Annotated in this window: 12 protein-coding genes; 7 read left to right on the forward strand and 5 right to left on the reverse strand. The window is 75.9% G+C overall.

Features of this window, described 5'->3' with window-relative positions; genetic code table 11:
* Nucleotides 1-64 precede the first annotated feature (64 nt).
* Together ACFXDE_RS31770 and ACFXDE_RS31775 are read right to left on the reverse strand one after the other, a co-directional pair.
* Nucleotides 65-1,282 (reverse strand): RNA-binding protein, encoded by a 1,218-nt coding sequence (locus ACFXDE_RS31770; RefSeq protein ID WP_380498055.1) that lies wholly within the window; start codon nucleotides 1,280-1,282, stop codon nucleotides 65-67.
* Between the two features lie 51 nt (nucleotides 1,283-1,333).
* A complete protein-coding gene (locus ACFXDE_RS31775) occupies nucleotides 1,334-2,566 on the reverse strand; it encodes a serine hydrolase domain-containing protein (protein ID WP_380498056.1) in 1,233 nt (410 codons plus the stop codon).
* 300 nt (nucleotides 2,567-2,866) lie between these two features.
* On the opposite strand from ACFXDE_RS31775, the gene ACFXDE_RS31780 reads away from it, so the two are divergent.
* Complete coding sequence (locus ACFXDE_RS31780; protein ID WP_380498057.1) at nucleotides 2,867-4,036, forward strand: serine hydrolase domain-containing protein; 1,170 nt, start codon at nucleotides 2,867-2,869, stop codon at nucleotides 4,034-4,036.
* A 59-nt stretch (nucleotides 4,037-4,095) separates the two neighbouring features.
* Here ACFXDE_RS31780 and ACFXDE_RS31785 read toward each other — a convergent pair whose 3' ends face one another.
* The 3 genes from ACFXDE_RS31785 to ACFXDE_RS31795 form a co-directional block, all read right to left on the reverse strand.
* Nucleotides 4,096-5,169, reverse strand: a complete 1,074-nt coding sequence (locus ACFXDE_RS31785) for a hypothetical protein (protein WP_380498058.1) — start codon at nucleotides 5,167-5,169, stop codon at nucleotides 4,096-4,098.
* A gap of 134 nt (nucleotides 5,170-5,303) precedes the next feature.
* Nucleotides 5,304-6,632 carry a hypothetical protein gene (locus ACFXDE_RS31790; RefSeq protein WP_380498059.1) on the reverse strand — a complete coding sequence of 443 codons (1,329 nt, stop codon included), beginning with the start codon at nucleotides 6,630-6,632 and terminating at the stop codon, nucleotides 5,304-5,306.
* Between the two features lie 52 nt (nucleotides 6,633-6,684).
* A complete protein-coding gene (locus ACFXDE_RS31795; protein WP_380498060.1) occupies nucleotides 6,685-8,544 on the reverse strand; it encodes a protein kinase in 1,860 nt (619 codons plus the stop codon).
* A gap of 237 nt (nucleotides 8,545-8,781) precedes the next feature.
* On the opposite strand from ACFXDE_RS31795, the gene ACFXDE_RS31800 reads away from it, so the two are divergent.
* The 6 genes from ACFXDE_RS31800 to ACFXDE_RS31825 all read left to right on the forward strand — a co-directional run bounded on the left by ACFXDE_RS31800 (nucleotide 8,782) and on the right by ACFXDE_RS31825 (nucleotide 17,930).
* A complete protein-coding gene (locus ACFXDE_RS31800; RefSeq protein ID WP_380498061.1) occupies nucleotides 8,782-9,483 on the forward strand; it encodes a hypothetical protein in 702 nt (233 codons plus the stop codon).
* 57 nt (nucleotides 9,484-9,540) lie between these two features.
* Nucleotides 9,541-11,808: a CRISPR-associated endonuclease Cas3'' gene (locus ACFXDE_RS31805; RefSeq protein WP_380498062.1), complete on the forward strand. Its 2,268-nt coding sequence runs from the start codon at nucleotides 9,541-9,543 to the stop codon at nucleotides 11,806-11,808.
* Between the two features lie 54 nt (nucleotides 11,809-11,862).
* Nucleotides 11,863-12,786 carry an alpha/beta fold hydrolase gene (locus tag ACFXDE_RS31810; protein ID WP_380498063.1) on the forward strand — a complete coding sequence of 308 codons (924 nt, stop codon included), beginning with the start codon at nucleotides 11,863-11,865 and terminating at the stop codon, nucleotides 12,784-12,786.
* A gap of 160 nt (nucleotides 12,787-12,946) precedes the next feature.
* The gene (locus ACFXDE_RS31815) at nucleotides 12,947-13,432 is read left to right on the forward strand and encodes a pyridoxamine 5'-phosphate oxidase family protein (RefSeq protein WP_380498064.1); all 486 of its coding nucleotides are present in this window, start codon (nucleotides 12,947-12,949) and stop codon (nucleotides 13,430-13,432) included.
* Nucleotides 13,433-13,479: 47 nt separating this feature from the next.
* The gene (locus ACFXDE_RS31820; protein ID WP_380498065.1) at nucleotides 13,480-16,689 is read left to right on the forward strand and encodes an amino acid adenylation domain-containing protein; all 3,210 of its coding nucleotides are present in this window, start codon (nucleotides 13,480-13,482) and stop codon (nucleotides 16,687-16,689) included.
* On the forward strand, nucleotides 16,686-17,930 hold the full coding sequence (locus ACFXDE_RS31825) for a cytochrome P450 (protein ID WP_380446372.1): 1,245 nt from the start codon (nucleotides 16,686-16,688) through the stop codon (nucleotides 17,928-17,930). Before ACFXDE_RS31820 ends, ACFXDE_RS31825 begins: the two co-directional genes overlap by 4 nt.
* The last annotated feature ends 10 nt before the right edge of the window (nucleotides 17,931-17,940 follow it).

A 17,940-nucleotide genomic window follows, 5' to 3' on the forward strand; every position in this document is an offset into this window, starting at 1 on the left:
GTTGACTACAGGGACGAGCCCGTGCGGGGGGGGCGCGGTCGCCACCGCCGGACGGGCTCGTCCGTCAGGCCTCGTCCGACTGCGCCGAAATGAGGGACAAGGACACCTGTTCCCTGACCATGTCGACGTCGAGGACCTGCGCCGTGACCCTGCGGCCGACCGGGATGGTGGCGGCGTCGGCCAGGGTGGCCGTGAAGCCGCCGATGTCGACGAGGACGGCGCCCGGGGCGGTGGTTCCGGTGACGGTGCCGGTCACGGGCCGGCCGGGGCCCAGGGTCTTCAGCAGGGCCCAGTCCCGGTCGCCGGGGGCCGGGTCGGTGCGCCAGCGGGCGCGCAGGACGCCGTCGGGGTCGGGGAGGACGGCGGTGAGCACGGGGGTGCGTTCGTCGACGCACATCGGCAGGACCGCGGCGGCGCGGGCTCCGGCGACGCGGACGGTCAGGGCGGCGAAGTCGTCCTCGTCGGCGATCGTGCTGGTGATCCGGCCCTCGGCGTCCTCCCAGACGAGCTCGATCAGGTCCTCCTCCGGGAGGCCGGCCAGGACGGCGGCCACGTCGGGGGAAAGAGCAGGCCACACGGCCAGTTGTGCACGCGGGGCCAGCCGCGCCCGCACCGCCTCGATCGCGCCGTCGTCGGTGAGCCGGTGCCAGTGGGAGAGGTTGCCGACGGGCTTCTCCTCCAGGAGCCCGGCCCGGCCCGTCGCCGCGCACCAGCGCACCCGGGCCCAGAAGACCTCGTCGGCCGGGCGCTGTCCGTCAAGACCGTCCGGCTCGTGGTCGTACGGGGAGGCGTCCATCGGCTCCGGGAAGAGCCCCGTCGCCCGGGTGCGGGCCACGGCCCGTTCGCAGGGCCCGGCCGTGCCCACGTACAGGTACTGGTCGTACCCGACGTGGACGGTGAAGCCGTCGTCGCTCTCCAGGCGGCACCAGGCGCCGTTGTCGCGCAGCATGGCCCGCACGAGTTCCAGGGCGACGGGCAGTGCCACCCGGGCGCCGTCGTGGTAGCCGGTCAGGTCAGGCGGGAAAAGCCCGGCCAGGCCGTGGCCCTCGACTGCCGGTTCCAGGCCGAAATGCGTGAAGCCGGGCCCGAGTTGGGGCTCGCGGATGGTCAGGTGCCGCACGCCGTCCGCCTCGGCGAAGGCGGCGACCGCGGCGAGGTAGGCGGCCTCGACCGGCCCGTGGTCGCTGGCCGAGTCCAGCGTCCCGGTGTAGTGGCCCCACTCGTTGCGGTCGGCTGGGTCGTACTTGGTGATCCGGTGGACGTGCCGGCGGGGAGAGCTCACGAGGTCATCCTGCCGGAACGGGGCCGGCGGAGGAGGAGCAGGGGCGGCGGCTCAGCCGAAGTCGGGGATGGGGTGGCCCGGGGCGAGGGCGGCGGCGATGCGCTGGGCGATGGTGTGGGCATTGTGGTCGGCCGGGGCGCTCGGGCCGTTGGTGGTCGAGACGGCGATGGCCAGGTGCTCGCAGGGGAGGTAGTCCTGGGAGGCGGAGTAGCCGAAGAACAGCGGGTGCTGGGAGATCCAGCCGCCGACGACGAGGACGCCCATGCCGTAGTGGGTGGCCTCGGTCTGCGGGATGCAGAGGGCGGACGGGCACGTGTCGGTCGGGTGGCCGAGTCCTACCGTCCCCGGGTCCAGCAGCTGCCGGTAGGAGGCCGGGGAGAGCAGTTCGCCGGCGCCGATGGCGACGGCCGATCGTTCCAGGTCGCAGATGTCGGTGGTCTCCACGGCGCCGGGGGCGGTGGTCCACGAGGGGTTCCAGAAGGTCGACTCCTCGTAGGTGCCGCGTTCGGAGGTGAAGGCGTGCAGGACGGGGGTCGGGATGTCGGGGGTGTAGCTGTTGCGGGTCTCGTGCAGGCCGAGCGGGCCCAGGACCTCGCGCTGGAGCAGAGCGTCCAGACGGGTTCCGGTGATCTTCTCCAGGGCCTCGCCGAGGAGGACGAAGTTCGCGTGGGAGTAGCTCCAGTTGGTGCCCGGGGCGTACAGCCGGTCCTGGCGGGTGGAGATGGCGACCAGTTCGTCGGCCGTCCACTGGCGGAACGGGTTCGCGTAGACGGCCGGGCCGAAGGACGGGTCCTTGACGTAGTCGGCGAGGCCGGTGGTGGAGGCGCCGAGCATGCGCAGGGTGAACTCGCGGTCGCTGCCCCGGAGGTCGGGCAGCCAGCGCGAGACGGGGTCGTCGAGGCCGACGACGCCCTGGTCGACCAGCCGCAGGAGTGCGGTGCCCAGGTAGCTGATGGCGATGTTGCCGTTGCGGAAGTGCATCGCTGGCTCGGCCGGGACGCCGGTCATCGACTCGCCGAGCGCGCCGGTGACGAGCTCGCGGCCGTCGACGGTGACCCGCAGGATCACCGACTTCAGGTCCAGCTCCGCCTTGGCCTGCTCGGCGATCCGCAGGACGTCGGCGGCCGGGCCGCCGTCGGACGGGGCGGAGGCGGCGCAGGGACGGTGGTGGTGACCCCCCGGCTCCGCGCCGGCGGGTGCGGCCGGGGCGGTGAGGGCGAGGAGCGCGGTGACGGCGGCGAGGCGCAGCAGGGCGTTCCGGGTGGTCCTGCGGGTGGGTGTCATGCGCGCAGTATCGGGTGGGGGCGGCCGGGCGCCGGGTTTGGTGGCGGGCGACCCGCGTGAACGTCACCCGTCGGGTCCGCAGGGCGGGGCGCGGCCGGAAGGCGGGCAGAGGGCTCGGCTGGGCGGCGGCCGGACGGCGGGCAGGGGGCTCGGCCGGACGGCGGCCGGACGGCGGGCAGGGGGCTCGGCTGGGCGGGTCAAGGTGGTGGGCGGGCCGTTTCCCGGGGGCGTCGGCGGGTGACTCCTTGCCGCCGGGGCCGTTCCCGTCCCCTCGCCGAATCGTCGTCCGGAGGATCCGCCGTGCCGCTCCGCTCTCGCCGCCGCCCCGGGGGCGCGCTCGCCGTCCTGCTCGCCACCGCCTCGGTGGTGCTGGTGCCCGCCGCTCCCGCCTCGGCCGGGGGCGGTCACGGGGACGACGACCGGGGACTGCGGGCCCGGTTGCAGGAGCTGGTCGACCGTCCGGACGGGCCGCCCGGGGCGATCGCGGTGCTGCGCGACGGCGACCGCGTGCGGGTGGTGCGGGCCGGGGTGTCGAAGGTCGGCACCCGCCGCCCGCCGGAGCCCGCCGACCACATGCGGCTCGCCAGCGCCGCGAAGGCGTTCAGCGGCGCGGTCGCGCTGCGGCTCGTCGACTGCGGGCTGCTCGGCCTGGACGACACCGTCGCCGGGCGGCTGCCCGCGCTGCCCGCCGACTGGGGCGCGGTGACGCTGCGCCAGCTGCTCAACCACACCAGCGGGCTGCCGGACTACAGCTCGGCGCCGGACTTCGTCGACATCATCCTCACCGAGCCGCACCACGTGTTCGACTCCCGGCACCTGCTGGACTTCGTCGCGGGCGACGACCTGGAGTTCACCCCCGGCACGCGCTACCAGTACTCCAACTCCGACAACATCGCCGTCGCCCTGATGGCCGAGGCCGCCACCGGGCAGCGCTACGAGGACCTGCTCGCCTCCGAGGTCTACGGGCCGCTCGGGCTCGACGGGACCAGCCTGCCCTCCGGCTTCGAGTTGCCCAGGCCCTACCTGCACGGCTACGCCGTCGAGCCGCCCCACCCGGTGGAGGACGTCAGCACCCGGTTCGGCGCCTCGGGTGCCTGGGCCTCGGGCGGGCTGGTCTCCACCCCTCGGGACTTCAGCACCTTCGCGGCCGCCTACGCGGGCGGACCGCTGATCGGCGACGCCACCCGCCTGGAGCAGCGGGCCTTCGTCGCCGGGGCCTCCGAGCCGGCCGGCCCGGGGGCCAACCGGGCCGGGCTGGGGATCTTCGAGTACACCACCCGGTGCGGCGTCGTGTACGGACACACGGGCAACACCACCGGCTACACCCAGTTCGGCGCGGGCACCCCGGACGGGCGGCGCAGCGTCACCGTGTCCGTCACCGAGCAGGTCAACCAGCGCAACAGCCCGGCGCTGCTGGAGCGGCTGCGGGCCGTCGAGGAGGACTTCGTCTGCGCGCTGCTGGCGGGGTAGCGACGAGTGAAGCGGCCGGTCGCCGGCCCGCGCCCCGTGCGCGGGCCGGCGGGATCCCGTCAGATGCCGACGATCCGCAGGTCGCCGTCGGCGACGTAGAGGGTGTGGGCGTCGGGGCCCACCGCCAGGGCCGTCACCCAGTTGAGACCGGTGACCGCCTCGGCCGGGACGGGGGTGTTGGTCGAGGTGTCGAGGGAGAGGATCCGGGCCTTGCCGGTGGAGCTGGAGGAGTCCAGGCAGGCGATGTACAGCCGGGTGCCGTCCGGGCTGACCGACGGGTCGTGCAGCGTTTGTGCCGGGGTGATGCCCAGGTCCGTGGTCGCGGTGACGGTGTCGGCGGCGGGGTCGACCGTGAAGCCGGTGCCGGTGCTGCTCACGCCGTACACGCGGGTGCCGTCCGGGGCCAGTGCCAGACCGGTCCTGGTGCCCGGGGCGGCGACGGTCCCGGCCACGGCCGGGGGCTCGGCGCCGGTGTCCAGGTGGTCCAGGCCCTCGTCGGTGCTGACGTAGGTGTCGGCGCCGTCCGGCCGGGTGACCACCGACCACAGGGAGCGGCCGGGTACCGTGACGGCGGCGGTGAACGCCTGCTGCTGCGGGGAGAACTCCAGGACCCGGGCGCCCGGTTGGACCGGCTGGTGCCAGGGCGAGGGTCCGTCCTGGGTGACGTAGACCCGCGAGCCGTCCGGGCTGACCGTCAGTGCGCTCAGGCCCCCGGGGTTGGTCCCGTCCGGGCGCGGCTGGTCCGGCGCGAGCGTGGTGGAGACCACCGTGCCGGTGGCCGTGTCGACGGCGCCCAGCGTGGACAGCGGCAGCAGGCTCATCGCGCCGAACAGCACGTAGACCCGCGAGCCGTCCGGGCTGACCGCCACCGGCCCGGCGTCGGCCCCGTACCCGGTGGTCAGCGTGACCGTGGCGGTGACCGCACCGCTCCGGGTGTCGACCACCTTCAGCTTGACGCCGTTCATGCCGTCCTTGACCGAGACGTACGCCTTGCGTCCGTCCGGGCTGACCGCCACCGAGGCGGGCTCCGAGCTCAGGGCGACGGTCTGCGGGACACCCCGGACCGGCCCGTCGGGCGCGTCGTCCGCCCCTGCGGCGCCGGCCCCGGCGAGCAGCAGTGCTCCCGCCGTCACCAGAGCGCCTAACCAACGAGCCTTCGACACGAGCGAGTTCACGGTGCCCTCCCCTTGGCGTGCCGCGGATCCCCGCGGCGGGAGGCAAACGCTACGGGACGGGCGGGGCGTCCGAGGCGGGTTCCGGGCCCGGGCTACTGGGAGCAGTGGTAGGGGAAGGTGGCGGTCGCGGTGCGGGTGCCGGGCGAGAGGATCTGCAGGGTGGCGGTGGCCTGGAGGGAGCCCTGGCCGTCGAAGGTCCAGCGCAGCACCAGGTCGGTGTGGCGGGTGCCGGAGCGGACGTCCTGCACGAGCTCGTCCGAGGTCGTGCCGTCGCTGCGCTGCCAGCGGTAACGGATGCTGCCGGCGCCGCCGTTGGTCTCCACCGAGGCCGTGACGACGGCGGTGCCGCCGCAGCCGGGGCCGGCCGGGTCGGTGGTCACGCCGACGGAGGTGACGGCCAGGGCGGTCGTGTGGAAGCGCCAGAACAGCAGCGCCAGGACGGCGAGGAGCACAGCCACCGGCACCAGCCACCTGCGCACCCGGCGGGGCCGCTTCGGCTTCCGGTCCGCGGGCGTCTCGCCGTGCCACGCGGCGGCGGCCTGCGGCGGGACGCCGGGGCCGAAGCGGCGCAACTCGCCGGGGGCGAGAGGGTGTTCGTCCGGTGCGACGGCCGGGGTGGAGACGGAGGCCTCGGGCGCGGGCTCCTCGGGCGCGGCCTCCTCGGGCAGCGGGATCGGCTCGGGCAACGTGGCACTCTCCCCCGGCGCGCCGCCCCACACCCGCGGGTCGAGGAACGTCGCGCTCTCGGCCTCCGCCTCCGCCCCGGCCTCGGGCAGCGGAATCGGCTCGGGCAGCGTGACACTCTCCCCCGGCGCGCCGCCCCACACCCGCGGGTCGAGGAACGTCGCGCTCTCGGCCTCGGCGGAGTCGAGGCGCACGGTGGCCTCGGCGTCCGGTGTGGCGGCGGGCGCGGGCGCCGAGGAGAGCCGGACGGTGCGGTCCGCGCGCGGGTCGGGCGCGCCGAGCGGCGAGCGGGGCAGCGGGACCGTCCCGGACTCCCCCTTGTCCAGACGGACCGTCTCCACCGCGTCCGGCCCGCCCAGCGGCGGGCGGGAGAACCGAACGGTCTCGCCCTCCCCCGTCAGGCGCAGGCGCTCCTCGTTGTCGAGGCGCACCGTCTCCACCACATCCGGCCCGCCCAGCGGCGGGCGCGGCAGCGGAACCGTCCCGGACTCCCCCGTCAGGCGCAGGCCCTCCTCCTTGTCCAGACGGACCGTCTCCACCGCATCCGGCCCGCCCAGCGGCGAGCGCGGCAGCCGGACGGTCCGGTCCGCGCGCGGGTCGGAAACGCCGCCGAGGCGCGTCGTCGCCTCGGCGGCGTCCGTACGGCTGGTCTCCTCCCCCTCGCCCGTACCCGGACCGAGCCGGACGGTCTGGTCGGCGCCCGGGGTGGGGGCGGCGTCGGGGTGGGGCGTGGACATGGCTTTCTCCAGGGCGAGGGGTGGGGCGGGTGTGACCGGGGCCGACAGGGCGTCAGCGGGGCGGGTTGCAGGTGAAGGCGTACAGCTCGGCGGACGTCTTGCCCGGTGCGGTCGCGGCCGGGCTGGTGCCTACGCGGACGCCCCAGGTCGTGGAGTTGTCGGCGGAGCCGAAGTTGTGGACGCGGGTGATGGTGGCGCGGCCGTTCTGGACCGGCACGGTGTCGGTGGCGACGGTGGCGGCGCGTCCGCCCGAGCTGTGGTACCAGCTGAGGGTCAGGGTGCCGGTCGCGTTGCCCTGGGCGGCCACGGTGACGGTGGCGGTCAGGGCCCACTGGCCGCTGCAGGACAGCGAGTCCAGGTTCACCGAGCTGATGGTGAGGGTGGCGGGCGCGACGGTCTGGGTCGGCGAGGGCGAGGGCGCCGAGGAGGTCGGCCCGCCCTGCACGGGACCGGGGCCCGGGCCGGGGCCGGGGCCGGCGGGCGGGGCGGACGCCGGTGTGCCGGGGCCGGCCGGTGCCGGCTGCGGGCCGGTGGCGGGGGCCGCGGGCGTGCCCGGTGCGGCGGGCGTCTTGCCGCCCGGCGTGGCCGGGGCGGACGGGGTCGCGGTGGCGGTCGCGCTGGTGGACGCGGTGGCCGTCGGCGTCGCCGTGGCGGACGGGGTCGCGGTGGCGCCGGTCGTGCTGGGCGCGGCGGACGGGCTGCCGGTCGGGTCGTGCGCGCCGAGGCTGGTGGTGGCCTCGGGCGAGGCGCCGCCGAGCACGGTGCGGGCGCCGCCGTCGGCGGCTCCCGCCATGGCGACGGTGGTGAGGGTGGCCAGGGCGATGACGCTGGCCGCGACGCCGGTGAGGACCTTGCCGCGGGTCCCGATACGGGCGGTCAGGGGCAGGCGGGCGGCGGCCGGTGCGGCGTCGGCGCCCACGTCCATGGCGGCGTCCGTGTAGGCGTCCGTCTCGGCCGGGCCGAGGAGGGTGTGGGCCAGCGAGGTGCCGCCGCCGGCCGCTCCGCCGGCGCCGGGCAGCAGCAGGGCGAGCAGGGCGACCAGCGCGGTCAGGTCGCGGCGGCCCTTCTCCTCCCAGTACGGCCCGTAGGCGGCGGCCGCGACGGCCTCCAGCTGTTCGACGAGCGCGGCCGCACTGTCGGGCCGGGCCTCGGGTTCCTTGGCCAGGCCCGCCAGGATCAGCGGCCGGACGGGCTCCGGGGCCAGTTCGGCCGGGATCGGCGCCTCGCTGTGCTGGACGGCGAGTTCGACGATCGTGGCGCCCTCGTAGGGGCGGGCGCCGGTGAGGCACTCGAAGAAGGTGGCGGTCGCCGCGTAGACGTCGCCCGCCGGGGAGGCGGGCCGGCCCGCCCACTGCTCGGGCGGCATGTAGGCGGGGGTGCCGGAGACGTCGCGGTCGGCGCCGCTGGGCACGGCGATGCCGAAGTCGACGAGCTTGGACGTGCCGACGGTGTCGACCAGCACGTTGGCGGGCTTGTAGTCGCGGTGCACGACGCCGGCCCCGTGCGCGGCGGCCAGGCCCAGCAGCGAGCCCTTCAGGACCACCAGGGCGGCCTCCGGCGTGGTGGCGCCCTCCGCGCGCAGCAGGTCGCGCAGCGCGATGCCGTCGACCAGTTCCATCACGATGGCCGAGCCCTGCTCGCCCTCGACGTACTCGTAGAGCCGGGTGACGTACGGGGAGTCGATGCCGGCGAGGACCTCGGCCTCGGCGCGCAGCGCGGCGGAGGCGGCGGAGGCGTGGAGGTGCTTGATCGCCACCGGGGTGCCGGTGTCGCGGTGGCGGGCGAGCACGACCCGCCCGCTCGCCCCGGCGCCGAGCTCGCGCTCGTAGAGGTACTCCGGGAGCTCCCAGAGGTGTTCGGCGGGCGTGGTGTCGCCGCCGGGTCTGTGGCCCTCGGCCTGTCTGTCGTCCATCGTCCTGCGCTCTTCCCGTTCCTGCTCGCTGCCTGCTCGGCTCCGCGGCGCCGCACCTTACGGCACGCCGACTACCGGCGGGGACGCGGGCCGTGAACTGCGGGTTCCGGCGGTCGCGGCCGGGAAGGTCACGATTCGGGTGCTTCGTACAGGGCCCCAATTTCGGTCGTACCGGCAGGACCTGGTCCCGGGTGTGGCAGGATGCGAGTCGATCATGGACTCCAGGGAGGGGACCCGGTGCGGTTGCGTGGTGTGGTGTCGGCTGCCGTCGTCGCGGCGGCGCTCGCCTTGTCCGGTTGTTCGCAGGAACCGCCCGTGCGGGCGGCGGACGGCGGCCCGTCCCCGGCGGGGGCTCCGGCGCAGGTCCGGCTGCGCGACGCACTCCTGACCGACCGTCAACTGCCGCCAGATTTCCGGCTGTTGACCGCTTCGGCTACGCCTGACCGGCAGTTCTCGGACGTCCCGATCACGGCCATGCCGTGCGAGGAGCTCGTGGTGGAGGGCTTCACGGCGAGGCACGACCGCCCCGCGGAGGGCGTGTCGGTGGGGCTGGAGAAGCCGTCCGACGACTGGTTCGGCCGGGAGTCGCTCGACCGGTACCCGCCCGGGCGGGCCGCCGCCGTCATGGCGGCCGTCCACGGCGCCGCGCAGCGCTGCGCCTCGTACACCGCCACGCTTCCCGTCGACGGTTCCGCGACGAAGAACACGGTGTCCACGGCGGGAGTGGGCGGCGTGGCGGCCGACGACGGCCTGGTGCTGCGGATCTCCGCGCTCGGCCCCGGCGATGGCGAGCCGTACGTGACCGAGGTGGCACTGGTCCGCGAGGGCGACGTGATCCTCACCGTGCACAAGACCGTCGCGCAGCAGCCCCGGTCCAGTGTGGAGGCCGTCCTGCCGGCCGCGGTGGCGGCGTACCGGGCGGCGGCCGGTACGCCGTAGGCACCGGATAGCCTTCCGCTCCGCCCGGCGGGCCGCCTTTCGCCGTAGGTTGGCGGGATGACGGCCGAGTTCGAGACTTTCGTGCGTACCGCCACCGGTTTCGCCCCCTACCCGTACCAGGCGGCGCTGGCCGCCGAGGGGCTGCCCTCGCTGCTGGAGGCGCCCACCGGGGCGGGCAAGACCGTGGCCGCCGTGCTGCCGTGGCTGTACCGGCGGCTGGTCGCGGCGCCCGGGGACACGCCGCGACGGCTGGTGCTGGTGCTGCCGCGGCACAGCCTCGCCGACCAGACCTTCGCCCGGATCGCGGGGTGGCTGGAGCGCCTGGGGCTGACGGGCGAGGTGGGGCTGCACCTGCTCGCGGGCGCGGCGGCGCAGGAGGGCGGCTGGCGGCGCGCGCCCGAGCGCAGCGCGATCCTGGTCGGCACGCACGACGTGCTGCTCAGCCGGGCGCTCATGCGCGGCTACGCGGACGCGCGGACGATGGCGCCGGTCTCGTACGCGCTGCTGCACACGGACGCGCAGTGGGTGTTCGACGAGGCGTACCTGCTCGGGCCCGGCCTGTCCACGGGTGTGCAACTCCAGCGGCTGCGCGATGAGCTGGGGACGGCGGCGGCGACCCGGACGATGTGGATGTCGTCGGTGCGCGGGCCTTTCGACCCCGGCGGCAGCGCGATACGTGCGCCGGAGGCGGCCGGGACGCTGCGGCGGATCGCCCGGCTCGACGTCGGGCCCGGACGGTACGCCGCCGCGCTGGCGCGGGCCGTCGCCGGTGCGCACGTGCCCGGCACCCGGACCGTCGTGGTGCTCGACTCGCCGGAGCGCGCGCGGGCCGTGCACGCGGGCCTGGCCGAACTGGGGTGCGCGGCGCTCCTGCTGCACCCGCACTTCCGGGCCGCCGACCGCCGCCGCGTCCTGGCCGCCGCCGAGGCCGAAGGCGACCTCGTGCTCGTCACCACTCCCGCCGTGGAGGCCGGGCCGGACCTCTCCGGCCGCACCGTGGTCACCGAACTCGCGCCCTGGGCCTCGCTGGTGCAGCGCGCCGGGCGCTGCAACCGGCACGGCGAGCACCCGGACGGCGGCGACCTGCTGTGGTGCACGCCGCCGGAGGGCGGCGATGCGGCCGTCGCACGCTGGCTGACCGCCCACGAGGGCCGGGCCGTCACCCCCGGCGACCTGCTGGCGGCCCGCGTCGGGACGCCGCCCGCACCGCCGGGGCCCGGGCGCGAGGACGTCCTGGCCCTGTTCGACTCCCCCGCCGACCCCACCGACCCCACCGACCCCACCGACCGGGCCGACCCCGCCGACCGGGCCGACCAACGGGCCGACCGGGCCGACGCGGTGGACCGGTGGATCTGCGGGCCGTCCGAGGCGGACTCGCTCCCGGCGCTGGCCGCCTGGCGCGCCTGGGAGTCCGGCGGGCCCGGCGAGGAGGAGCCGGATCCGGCGAGCGCCGAACTCTGCCCGGTGCCGCTCGGCGAGCTGCGCCGGCTGCCCGCCGGCCGGGCCTGGCTGCGCGACGCCCTGGACGGCCGGTGGCGCCCCGCGCAGCCGGACGACCTGCGCCCCGGCGTCCGTGTGCTCCTGGACGCCCGTGCCGGCGGCTACCTGCCGGACCTCGGCTGGAGCCCGGCGAGCCCGGCCCCCGTCCCGTGCGAGGCGCCCGGCCCGCGGACGCCGCTCCACGCCTGCGCCGCCTGGGTCGGTCTCGACCAGCACCTCCAGGAGACCGCCGAGGAGGCGCGGTCGCTGCTCGCCGCACTGCCTCGACTCCCCGCCGGGCTGGGCGGGGCCGTCGTCGAGGCGGCCCGCTACCACGACCTCGGCAAGTGCCACGACGCCTTCCAGGAGAAGCTGCGGGGCGGCCGCACCGACCCGCCCGCCGGCCTGCTCGCCAAGTCGAAGAACGGCGCCGACCCCCTGCCGCCCTACCGCCCGACCCGCCCCTACTTCCGGCACGAGCTCGTCAGCGCCCTCCTGCTGTGGCACGGCGGTCACGACCCCCTGGTGACCTACCTGGCCGCCGCCCACCACGGCCACGTCCGCGTCACCGTGCGCCCGCGCGGCGGCGAGGCCCCGCTGCTGCTCGGCGTCGCCGACGGCGACCGCACCCCGCCCGTCGACCTGTCCACCGGCGAGCACTTCCCGGCCCTCACCCTGCACACCGCCGGCTTCCCGCAGGCCTGGACCGAACGCGCCCTCGCCCTGCGCGACACCCCAGGCCTCGGCCCGTTCCGCCTCGCCTTCCTCGAAACCCTCGTCCGCGTCGCCGACTGGCGCGCCAGCGCCCGCCACGACGGCCCCCTGCCGACACCGGCGGATCGTTGACGAACGACGTGTCAGCATGGACGGATGGATGTGATCTTCAGGGCTCGGAAGCGCGTGACGACGCCGGTTCTCGACATCGCGTACGAGCAGTTCGGGAAGTTCGGGGAGTCCGGGGAGTCCGGGGAGTCCGGGGAGTCCGGGGCGGGCGCGGGGGTGCCGGTGGTCCTGCTGCACGGATTCCCCTATGACGTGCGGGCGTTCGACGAGGTGGCGGCGCGGCTCGCCGCGCGCGGGCGCATCGCGCTGGTGCCGTACCTGCGCGGGTGCGGGCCGACGGCGTTCCGGGACGAGGGGACGATGCGCAGCGGGCAGCAGGCCGCGCTCGGGCAGGACCTGGCCGACTTCCTGGACGCGCTGGGGATCGGGCGGGCGGTGGTCGCCGGGTACGACTGGGGCGGGCGGGCGGCGTGCGTGGCGGCGGCGCTGTGGCCGGAACGCGTCGCGGGGCTGGTGACGGGCGGCGGCTATCTCGTCCAGGACATCGCGGGTTCGGTGGAGCCGGTTTCGCCGGAGGCGGAGCGCAATCTCTGGTACCAGCACTATTTCCACTCGGAGCGTGGGCGAAGGGGATTGGAGCGCAACCGCGAGGAGCTGTGCGCGCTGCTCTGGCGGCTGTGGTCGCCGACGTGGGCCGGGGCCGGGGAGGCGTTCGGGGCGTCGGCGGCGAGCCTGCACAATCCGGACTTCGTCGACGTCGTGGTGCACTCCTACCGGCACCGGTTCGGGCTCGTGGCCGGGGATCCGCGCTACCAGGCGCTGGAGGACCGGCTCGCGGCCGGGCCGCCGATCACGGTGCCGACGGTCGTGCTGGTCGGCGGCGCGGACGGGGTGATCCCCGCCGACGTGCAGGGCGACACCGGGCGCTTCCGCGGGCCGTGCGAGGTCACCGTCCTGCCGGGGATCGGACACAACGTGCCGCAGGAGGCTCCCGGGGCGTTCGCGGACGCGGTGCTGGGGCTGCCCGGCCCGCCCAACTGATCCGCATTAATAGTATTAGCCGACATTACGATGAGTGCTGGCTTATTTTCGGACTGTAATTCAGCTCACTCGGCCACGTGGTTTTTGTCATGGCTCGGCGGACAGTGATGCATCGTCCGCGAACTCGATCAAGCCGTCACCGGCGAAGGAGTCATGACGCATGTCCATTTCCATGTCCCCGCGCGATCGCGAGGCATTCCTCGCCGAACGGCGCGTCGGCGTCCTGGGCGTGGCCGACGGGCGCGGCGGTGAGCGCGCGCCGCTGCTCGTCCCGGTCTGGTACGCCTACGAGCCCGGCGGCGACGTCCTCGTCCAGACCGGACGGGAGACCGTCAAGGGCCGACTGCTGCTCGCCGCCGGGCGGTTCAGCCTCTGCGTGCAGGACGAGCGGCGGCCCTACCGGTACGTGAGCGTCGAGGGCGAGGTCGCCGCGGTCGAGGACCCGGTGCCGCCGGCCGTCCGCGACGCGCTCGCCCACCGCTACCTGGACCCGGACGAGGCCCGCGGCTACCTCGCCGCCACCGCCGGCCAGCTCAAGGACGACCTCCTGCTGCGGCTGCGTCCGCAGCGCTGGCGCACCGCCGACTTCTCGGCCTTCGCCGCCGACTTCCCGGCGCCCGGGGCCGCCACCGGCTCCGACGCCTGATCCGACGCCCGGCCGGCTCCCGCCGCCCACACGAGAGGGACGACACGATGCCCGACACCGACGTTTCGTCACGCCTGCACCGCCTCCACCGCCCGCACCCCCGGCACGCCGCCCCGCCGACCCGTGACCACCTCCCCTCCTACCCGCGCGACCTGCGCCTGCCCGAGCTGTTCGCCCGGCAGGCCGCCACCCGCCCGCACGCGCCCGCCGCCCGGCACGGCGACCGCACCCTGACCTACGGCCAGCTCGACCGCCGGTCCACAGAGTTGGCCGAGCGCCTGCTCGCCGGCGGCGTTGCCGCGGGCGAGCCGGTCGCGGTGTGCGGCGGCCGCTCGCTGGAGGCGCTGGTCGCGCTGCTCGGCATCCTCAAGGCCGGCTGCGCGTACGTGCCGCTCGACGACGAACTCCCGCCCGCCCGGCTGCGGGCCATGGCCGAGGACGCCGGGCTGCGCGCCGCCGTGACACTGCCCAACGCCGCGCGCCGGGTGCGCGGACTGCGCCTGAGCGTCGCCGTCGAGCCGCTCGACGGCACCGGAGGCGACGGCCCGACTCCCCTTGCCGATACCGCTGATGACCCTGCTGCCGATACCGTCGCCGATACCACTGTGGTCGCTTCCATCGCCGGCACCGCCGCCCGGTCCGCCTCCGACTGCGCCTACGTCGCGTTCACCTCCGGCACCACCGGCCGCCCCAAGCCGGTCGCGATCCCGCACCGCGGCGTGGTGCGCCTGGTCCTGTCCGACCGCGAGCTGGCGCCGCCCGGGCCCGGCGACCGGGTCCTGCACGGCTACGGCCTGTCCTCGGACGCCTCGACCATCGAGATCTGGGGCGCCCTGCTCACCGGCGCCTGCCTCGTCATCGCCGACCGCGAGGAACTGCTCTCGCCCGCAGCCCTGGAAGAGCTGCTGCGCAGCCGGGCCGTCACCGTCGCCTACCTGACCACCAGCGTCTTCCACCTCCTCGCCCGCACCCGCCCCGGGGCGCTGGCCGGGCTGCGGTTCGTCTCGGCCGGCGGCGAGGCGATGGACCCGCGCCTGGCCAACGCCGTCCTGGCCGCCTGCCCGGCCACCACCGTGGTCAACTTCTACGGCCCGACGGAGAATTCGGTGGTCTCCACCGCCCACGTCGTGCGCCCGCTGCCCGAGGACGCCGCGCACGTGCCCATCGGCCGCCCGTTCGGCGCCACCACCTGCCACGTCCTGCGTCCCGACGGCACCCCCGCCGGCCCCGGCGAGGAGGGCGAACTCCTCGTCGGCGGCGACGGCCTGGCCCTCGGCTACCCCGGCGACGAGCGGCTGACCGCCGAACGGTTCGTCCGCCTGCCCGCGCTCGACCCGGGCCCGCTCTACCGCACCGGCGACCAGGCCCGCTGGGGCGAGGACGGCCTGCTGGAGTACCGCGGCCGCCTCGACCGCCAGGTCAAGCTGCGCGGCGCGCGCGTCGAACTCGACGAGGTGGAGGCCCGGCTGCGCGCCCACCCGGAGGTCGGCGAGGCCGTCGTCGACCTCGCCGCCAACGGCAGCACGCTGACCGCCTGCGTCACCCCCGCCGTCCCCGGGCGGCGCCCGGCCCCGGCCGCCCTGCGCGCCTACTGCGTCCGGTGGCTGCCCGCCCAGGCCGTGCCCGCGCTCACCGTCCTGGACCGCTTCCCGGTGACCAGCGGCGGCAAGGTCGACCGCACCCGCCTGCGGGCCGACGCCTCCCTGCTCTCCCAGGCGAAACGTTTCACCGCCGAGCCGGCCGCCGTCCCGATACCCGAGGGCCTGCCCGGCGTCCTCACCGGGGTCTGGCAGCAGGTCCTGCACGTGCGCCCCGCCCCCGGGGACGACTTCTTCCACCTCGGCGGCGACTCCCTGCTCGCCTCCGAGGCCGTCACCCGCACCCTCGCCGCACTCGGCCTCGACGCGGCCCTCGGCTCCTCCCTCATCCGGGCCCTGCTCGCCGACCCCACCCTCGACGGCTTCACCGCCGCCGTGCGCGCCGCCCGCGACGGCTCCCCGGCCGACGCCGCCACCGGCGAGAGCACCGTCGACTTCACCCGCGAGAGCGAGCTCGGCTTCGACCTCCCGCCCGCCGAAGGCCCCGCGCCCAGCCCGCACGACCCCCGCGACGTCCTGCTCACCGGCGCCTCGGGATTCGTCGGCGCCTTCCTCCTCGCCGAACTGCTGCGCAGCACCGCCGCCCGCGTCCACTGCCCGGTGCGGGCCACGAGCGCCGACCACGCCCGGCGCCGCGTGCGCACCGCCCTCACCCGCTACGGGCTGCGCCTGGAGGAGGCCGACTGGCGGCGCGTGGAGTGCTTCCCCGCCGACCTCGCCGAGCCCGGCCTCGGCCTGTCCGAGGGCCGGCGCGCCGCGCTCGCCGGCCGCCTCGACCTGATCGTGCACAACGGTGCCCAGGTCAACTTCCTCTACCCGTACGAGCAGTTGCGGGCCCCCAACGTGGACGGCACCCGGGAGGTCGTGCGCCTGGCGGCGCCGCGCCGCGTGCCGGTGCACTTCGTGTCGACGGTCGCCGTCGTCGCCGGCTTCGGCGCGGCCGGGGTGCGCGAGGTGGACGAGGACGCGCCGCTGGCCCACCCGGAGGCCCTCACCATGGGCTACGCCGAGAGCAAGTGGGTCGCCGAGGGGGTGCTGCGCCGGGCGGCGGCGCAGGGTCTGCCGGTGGCCGTCCACCGCCCGTACGAGGTGACCGGCGACCAGGTGCGCGGGGTCGGCAACACCGAGACGGCCATCTGCTCGCTGTTCAAGACGATCGCCGAGACCGGCCTGGCCCCCGGGATCGCGCTGCCGATGGACTTCGTGCCGGTCGACCACCTCGCCGCCGCCGTCGTCCACATCGCCACCACCCGGACGGCCGACGGCCGCACCTACCACCTCACCAACCCCCGCCCGGCGGCCCTTTCGGACGTCGTCGAGCGGATGCGGGCGGCGGGCTGCGCGGTGCGGACGCTGCCGTACGAGCAGTGGGTCGCCGAGCTGGTGCGCCACGTCGCCGCCAACCCGACCAGCGCCACCGCGCCCTTCGTCTCGCTGTGCGTGGACCGCAGCCGCACCGCCGACATGTCCGTCAAGGAGATGTACTTCGAGGACACCTTCCCGGTGCTCGGCCGGCGCAACGCCGAGGCCGCCCTGGCCGACAGCGGGCTGCACTGCCCGCCGGTCGACGCGGCGCTGCTGGACCGGTACCTGGAGTTCTTCTTCTCCTCCGGCTACATCGCCCGCCCCACCGCTCCCCGCCAGGAGGCCGGCGCATGACCGATCTCGACCTCGGCCCCGAGCCCGCGGCCGGCGCCGTCATCCCGGTGCCCGAGCCGGCCCCGGGCACCGCCGGGCCGCCCTGCGCCTACGCCCGGCTGCGCGCCGAACAGCCCGTCGTCAAGGCGCAGTTGCCCAACGGCGAGAGCGCCTGGCTGCTCTCCCGCTACCAGGACGTGCGCGCCGCCTTCGCCGACCCCCGGCTGGTGCGGCCACTGCTCTCCGCCTGGCCGCCCACCGGGGACGGGGACGGGCCGCCGCCGTGCCTGCCGACGTTCCTGGAGATGACCGGGGAGCACCACGAGCGCGTGCGCCGCGCCGTGCTGCCGCTGTTCGGGCGCGGGCGGCTGGAGTTCATGCGGCCCCGGATCCGGGCCATGGCGCACGAGCTGATCGACGCGATGACCGCCGCCTGCCCCGGCCGGACGGCCGACCTCGTCGCCGCCTACGTCGAGCCGCTGCCGCTGCGGGTGCTGTGCGAGACGATCGGCCTGCCGCACGAGGACCGCGACCGCTACCTCCCGCACACCCTCACGCTGCTCGGCGCGGCCGGGCTGACGATGGAGCAGGTGCTGGAGGCGCTGTACGCGCTGCAGGACTACGCGTCGGAGCTGATCGCCCGCAAGGAGGACACACCCGAGGACGCCGCGGGCGGGGACTACATCCGGCTGTTGCTCGCCGAGAGCCGGCGCCCCGGCGGCGCGCTGACCAGGGACGACGTCGTCAGTTTCGTCGTCACCATGCTGATGGCCGGCTACAAGACCAACATGCAGCACACCGCCAACGCGCTGCTGGTCCTGCTCACCCACCCCGAGCAGCTGCGCGCCCTGCGCGAGGAGCCCGGGCGCACCGGCGCCGCGGTGGACGAACTCCTGCGCTACGTCCCGCTGATGAACGCGATCAACATCCTCGTCGCGCAGGAGGACCTGACCCTGCACGGGCAGCACATCCGGGCCGGCGACGCCGTCGTCCCCGTGCCGGCCTCCGCCAACCGCGACCCCGGCGCGTTCGCCGACCCCGACCGCCTCGACCTCGCCCGCACGCCCAACCCGCACGTCGCCTTCGGCCACGGCCCGCACGCGTGCACCGGCGCCCACCTGACGCGCCTGCAGCTCGCGACCGTCATCGAGGTGCTGCTGGAACGGCTGCCCGGCCTCGAACTCGCCGAGCCGGCCGAGACCCTGCCCTGGGACGAGTCCACCCCGCTGCGCGCCCCGGCCCGGCTGCCGGTGCGCTGGTGACACCGTCGTC

It is taken from the genome of Kitasatospora sp. NPDC059408 (genome assembly GCF_042751525.1).
GTDB lineage: Bacteria > Actinomycetota > Actinomycetes > Streptomycetales > Streptomycetaceae > Kitasatospora.

Bases quoted from the DNA above. Each gene is read 5' to 3' on its own strand.
- ACFXDE_RS31775 (WP_380498056.1), bottom strand. From the start codon at position 2,566: ATGACACCCACCCGCAGGACCACCCGGAACGCCCTGCTGCGCCTCGCC.
- ACFXDE_RS31790 (WP_380498059.1), bottom strand. From the start codon at position 6,632: ATGTCCACGCCCCACCCCGACGCCGCCCCCACCCCGGGCGCCGACCAG.
- ACFXDE_RS31795 (WP_380498060.1), bottom strand. From the start codon at position 8,544: ATGGACGACAGACAGGCCGAGGGCCACAGACCCGGCGGCGACACCACG.
- ACFXDE_RS31805 (WP_380498062.1), top strand. From the start codon at position 9,541: ATGACGGCCGAGTTCGAGACTTTCGTGCGTACCGCCACCGGTTTCGCC.
- ACFXDE_RS31815 (WP_380498064.1), top strand. From the start codon at position 12,947: ATGTCCATTTCCATGTCCCCGCGCGATCGCGAGGCATTCCTCGCCGAA.
- ACFXDE_RS31820 (WP_380498065.1), top strand. From the start codon at position 13,480: ATGCCCGACACCGACGTTTCGTCACGCCTGCACCGCCTCCACCGCCCG.
- ACFXDE_RS31825 (WP_380446372.1), top strand. From the start codon at position 16,686: ATGACCGATCTCGACCTCGGCCCCGAGCCCGCGGCCGGCGCCGTCATC.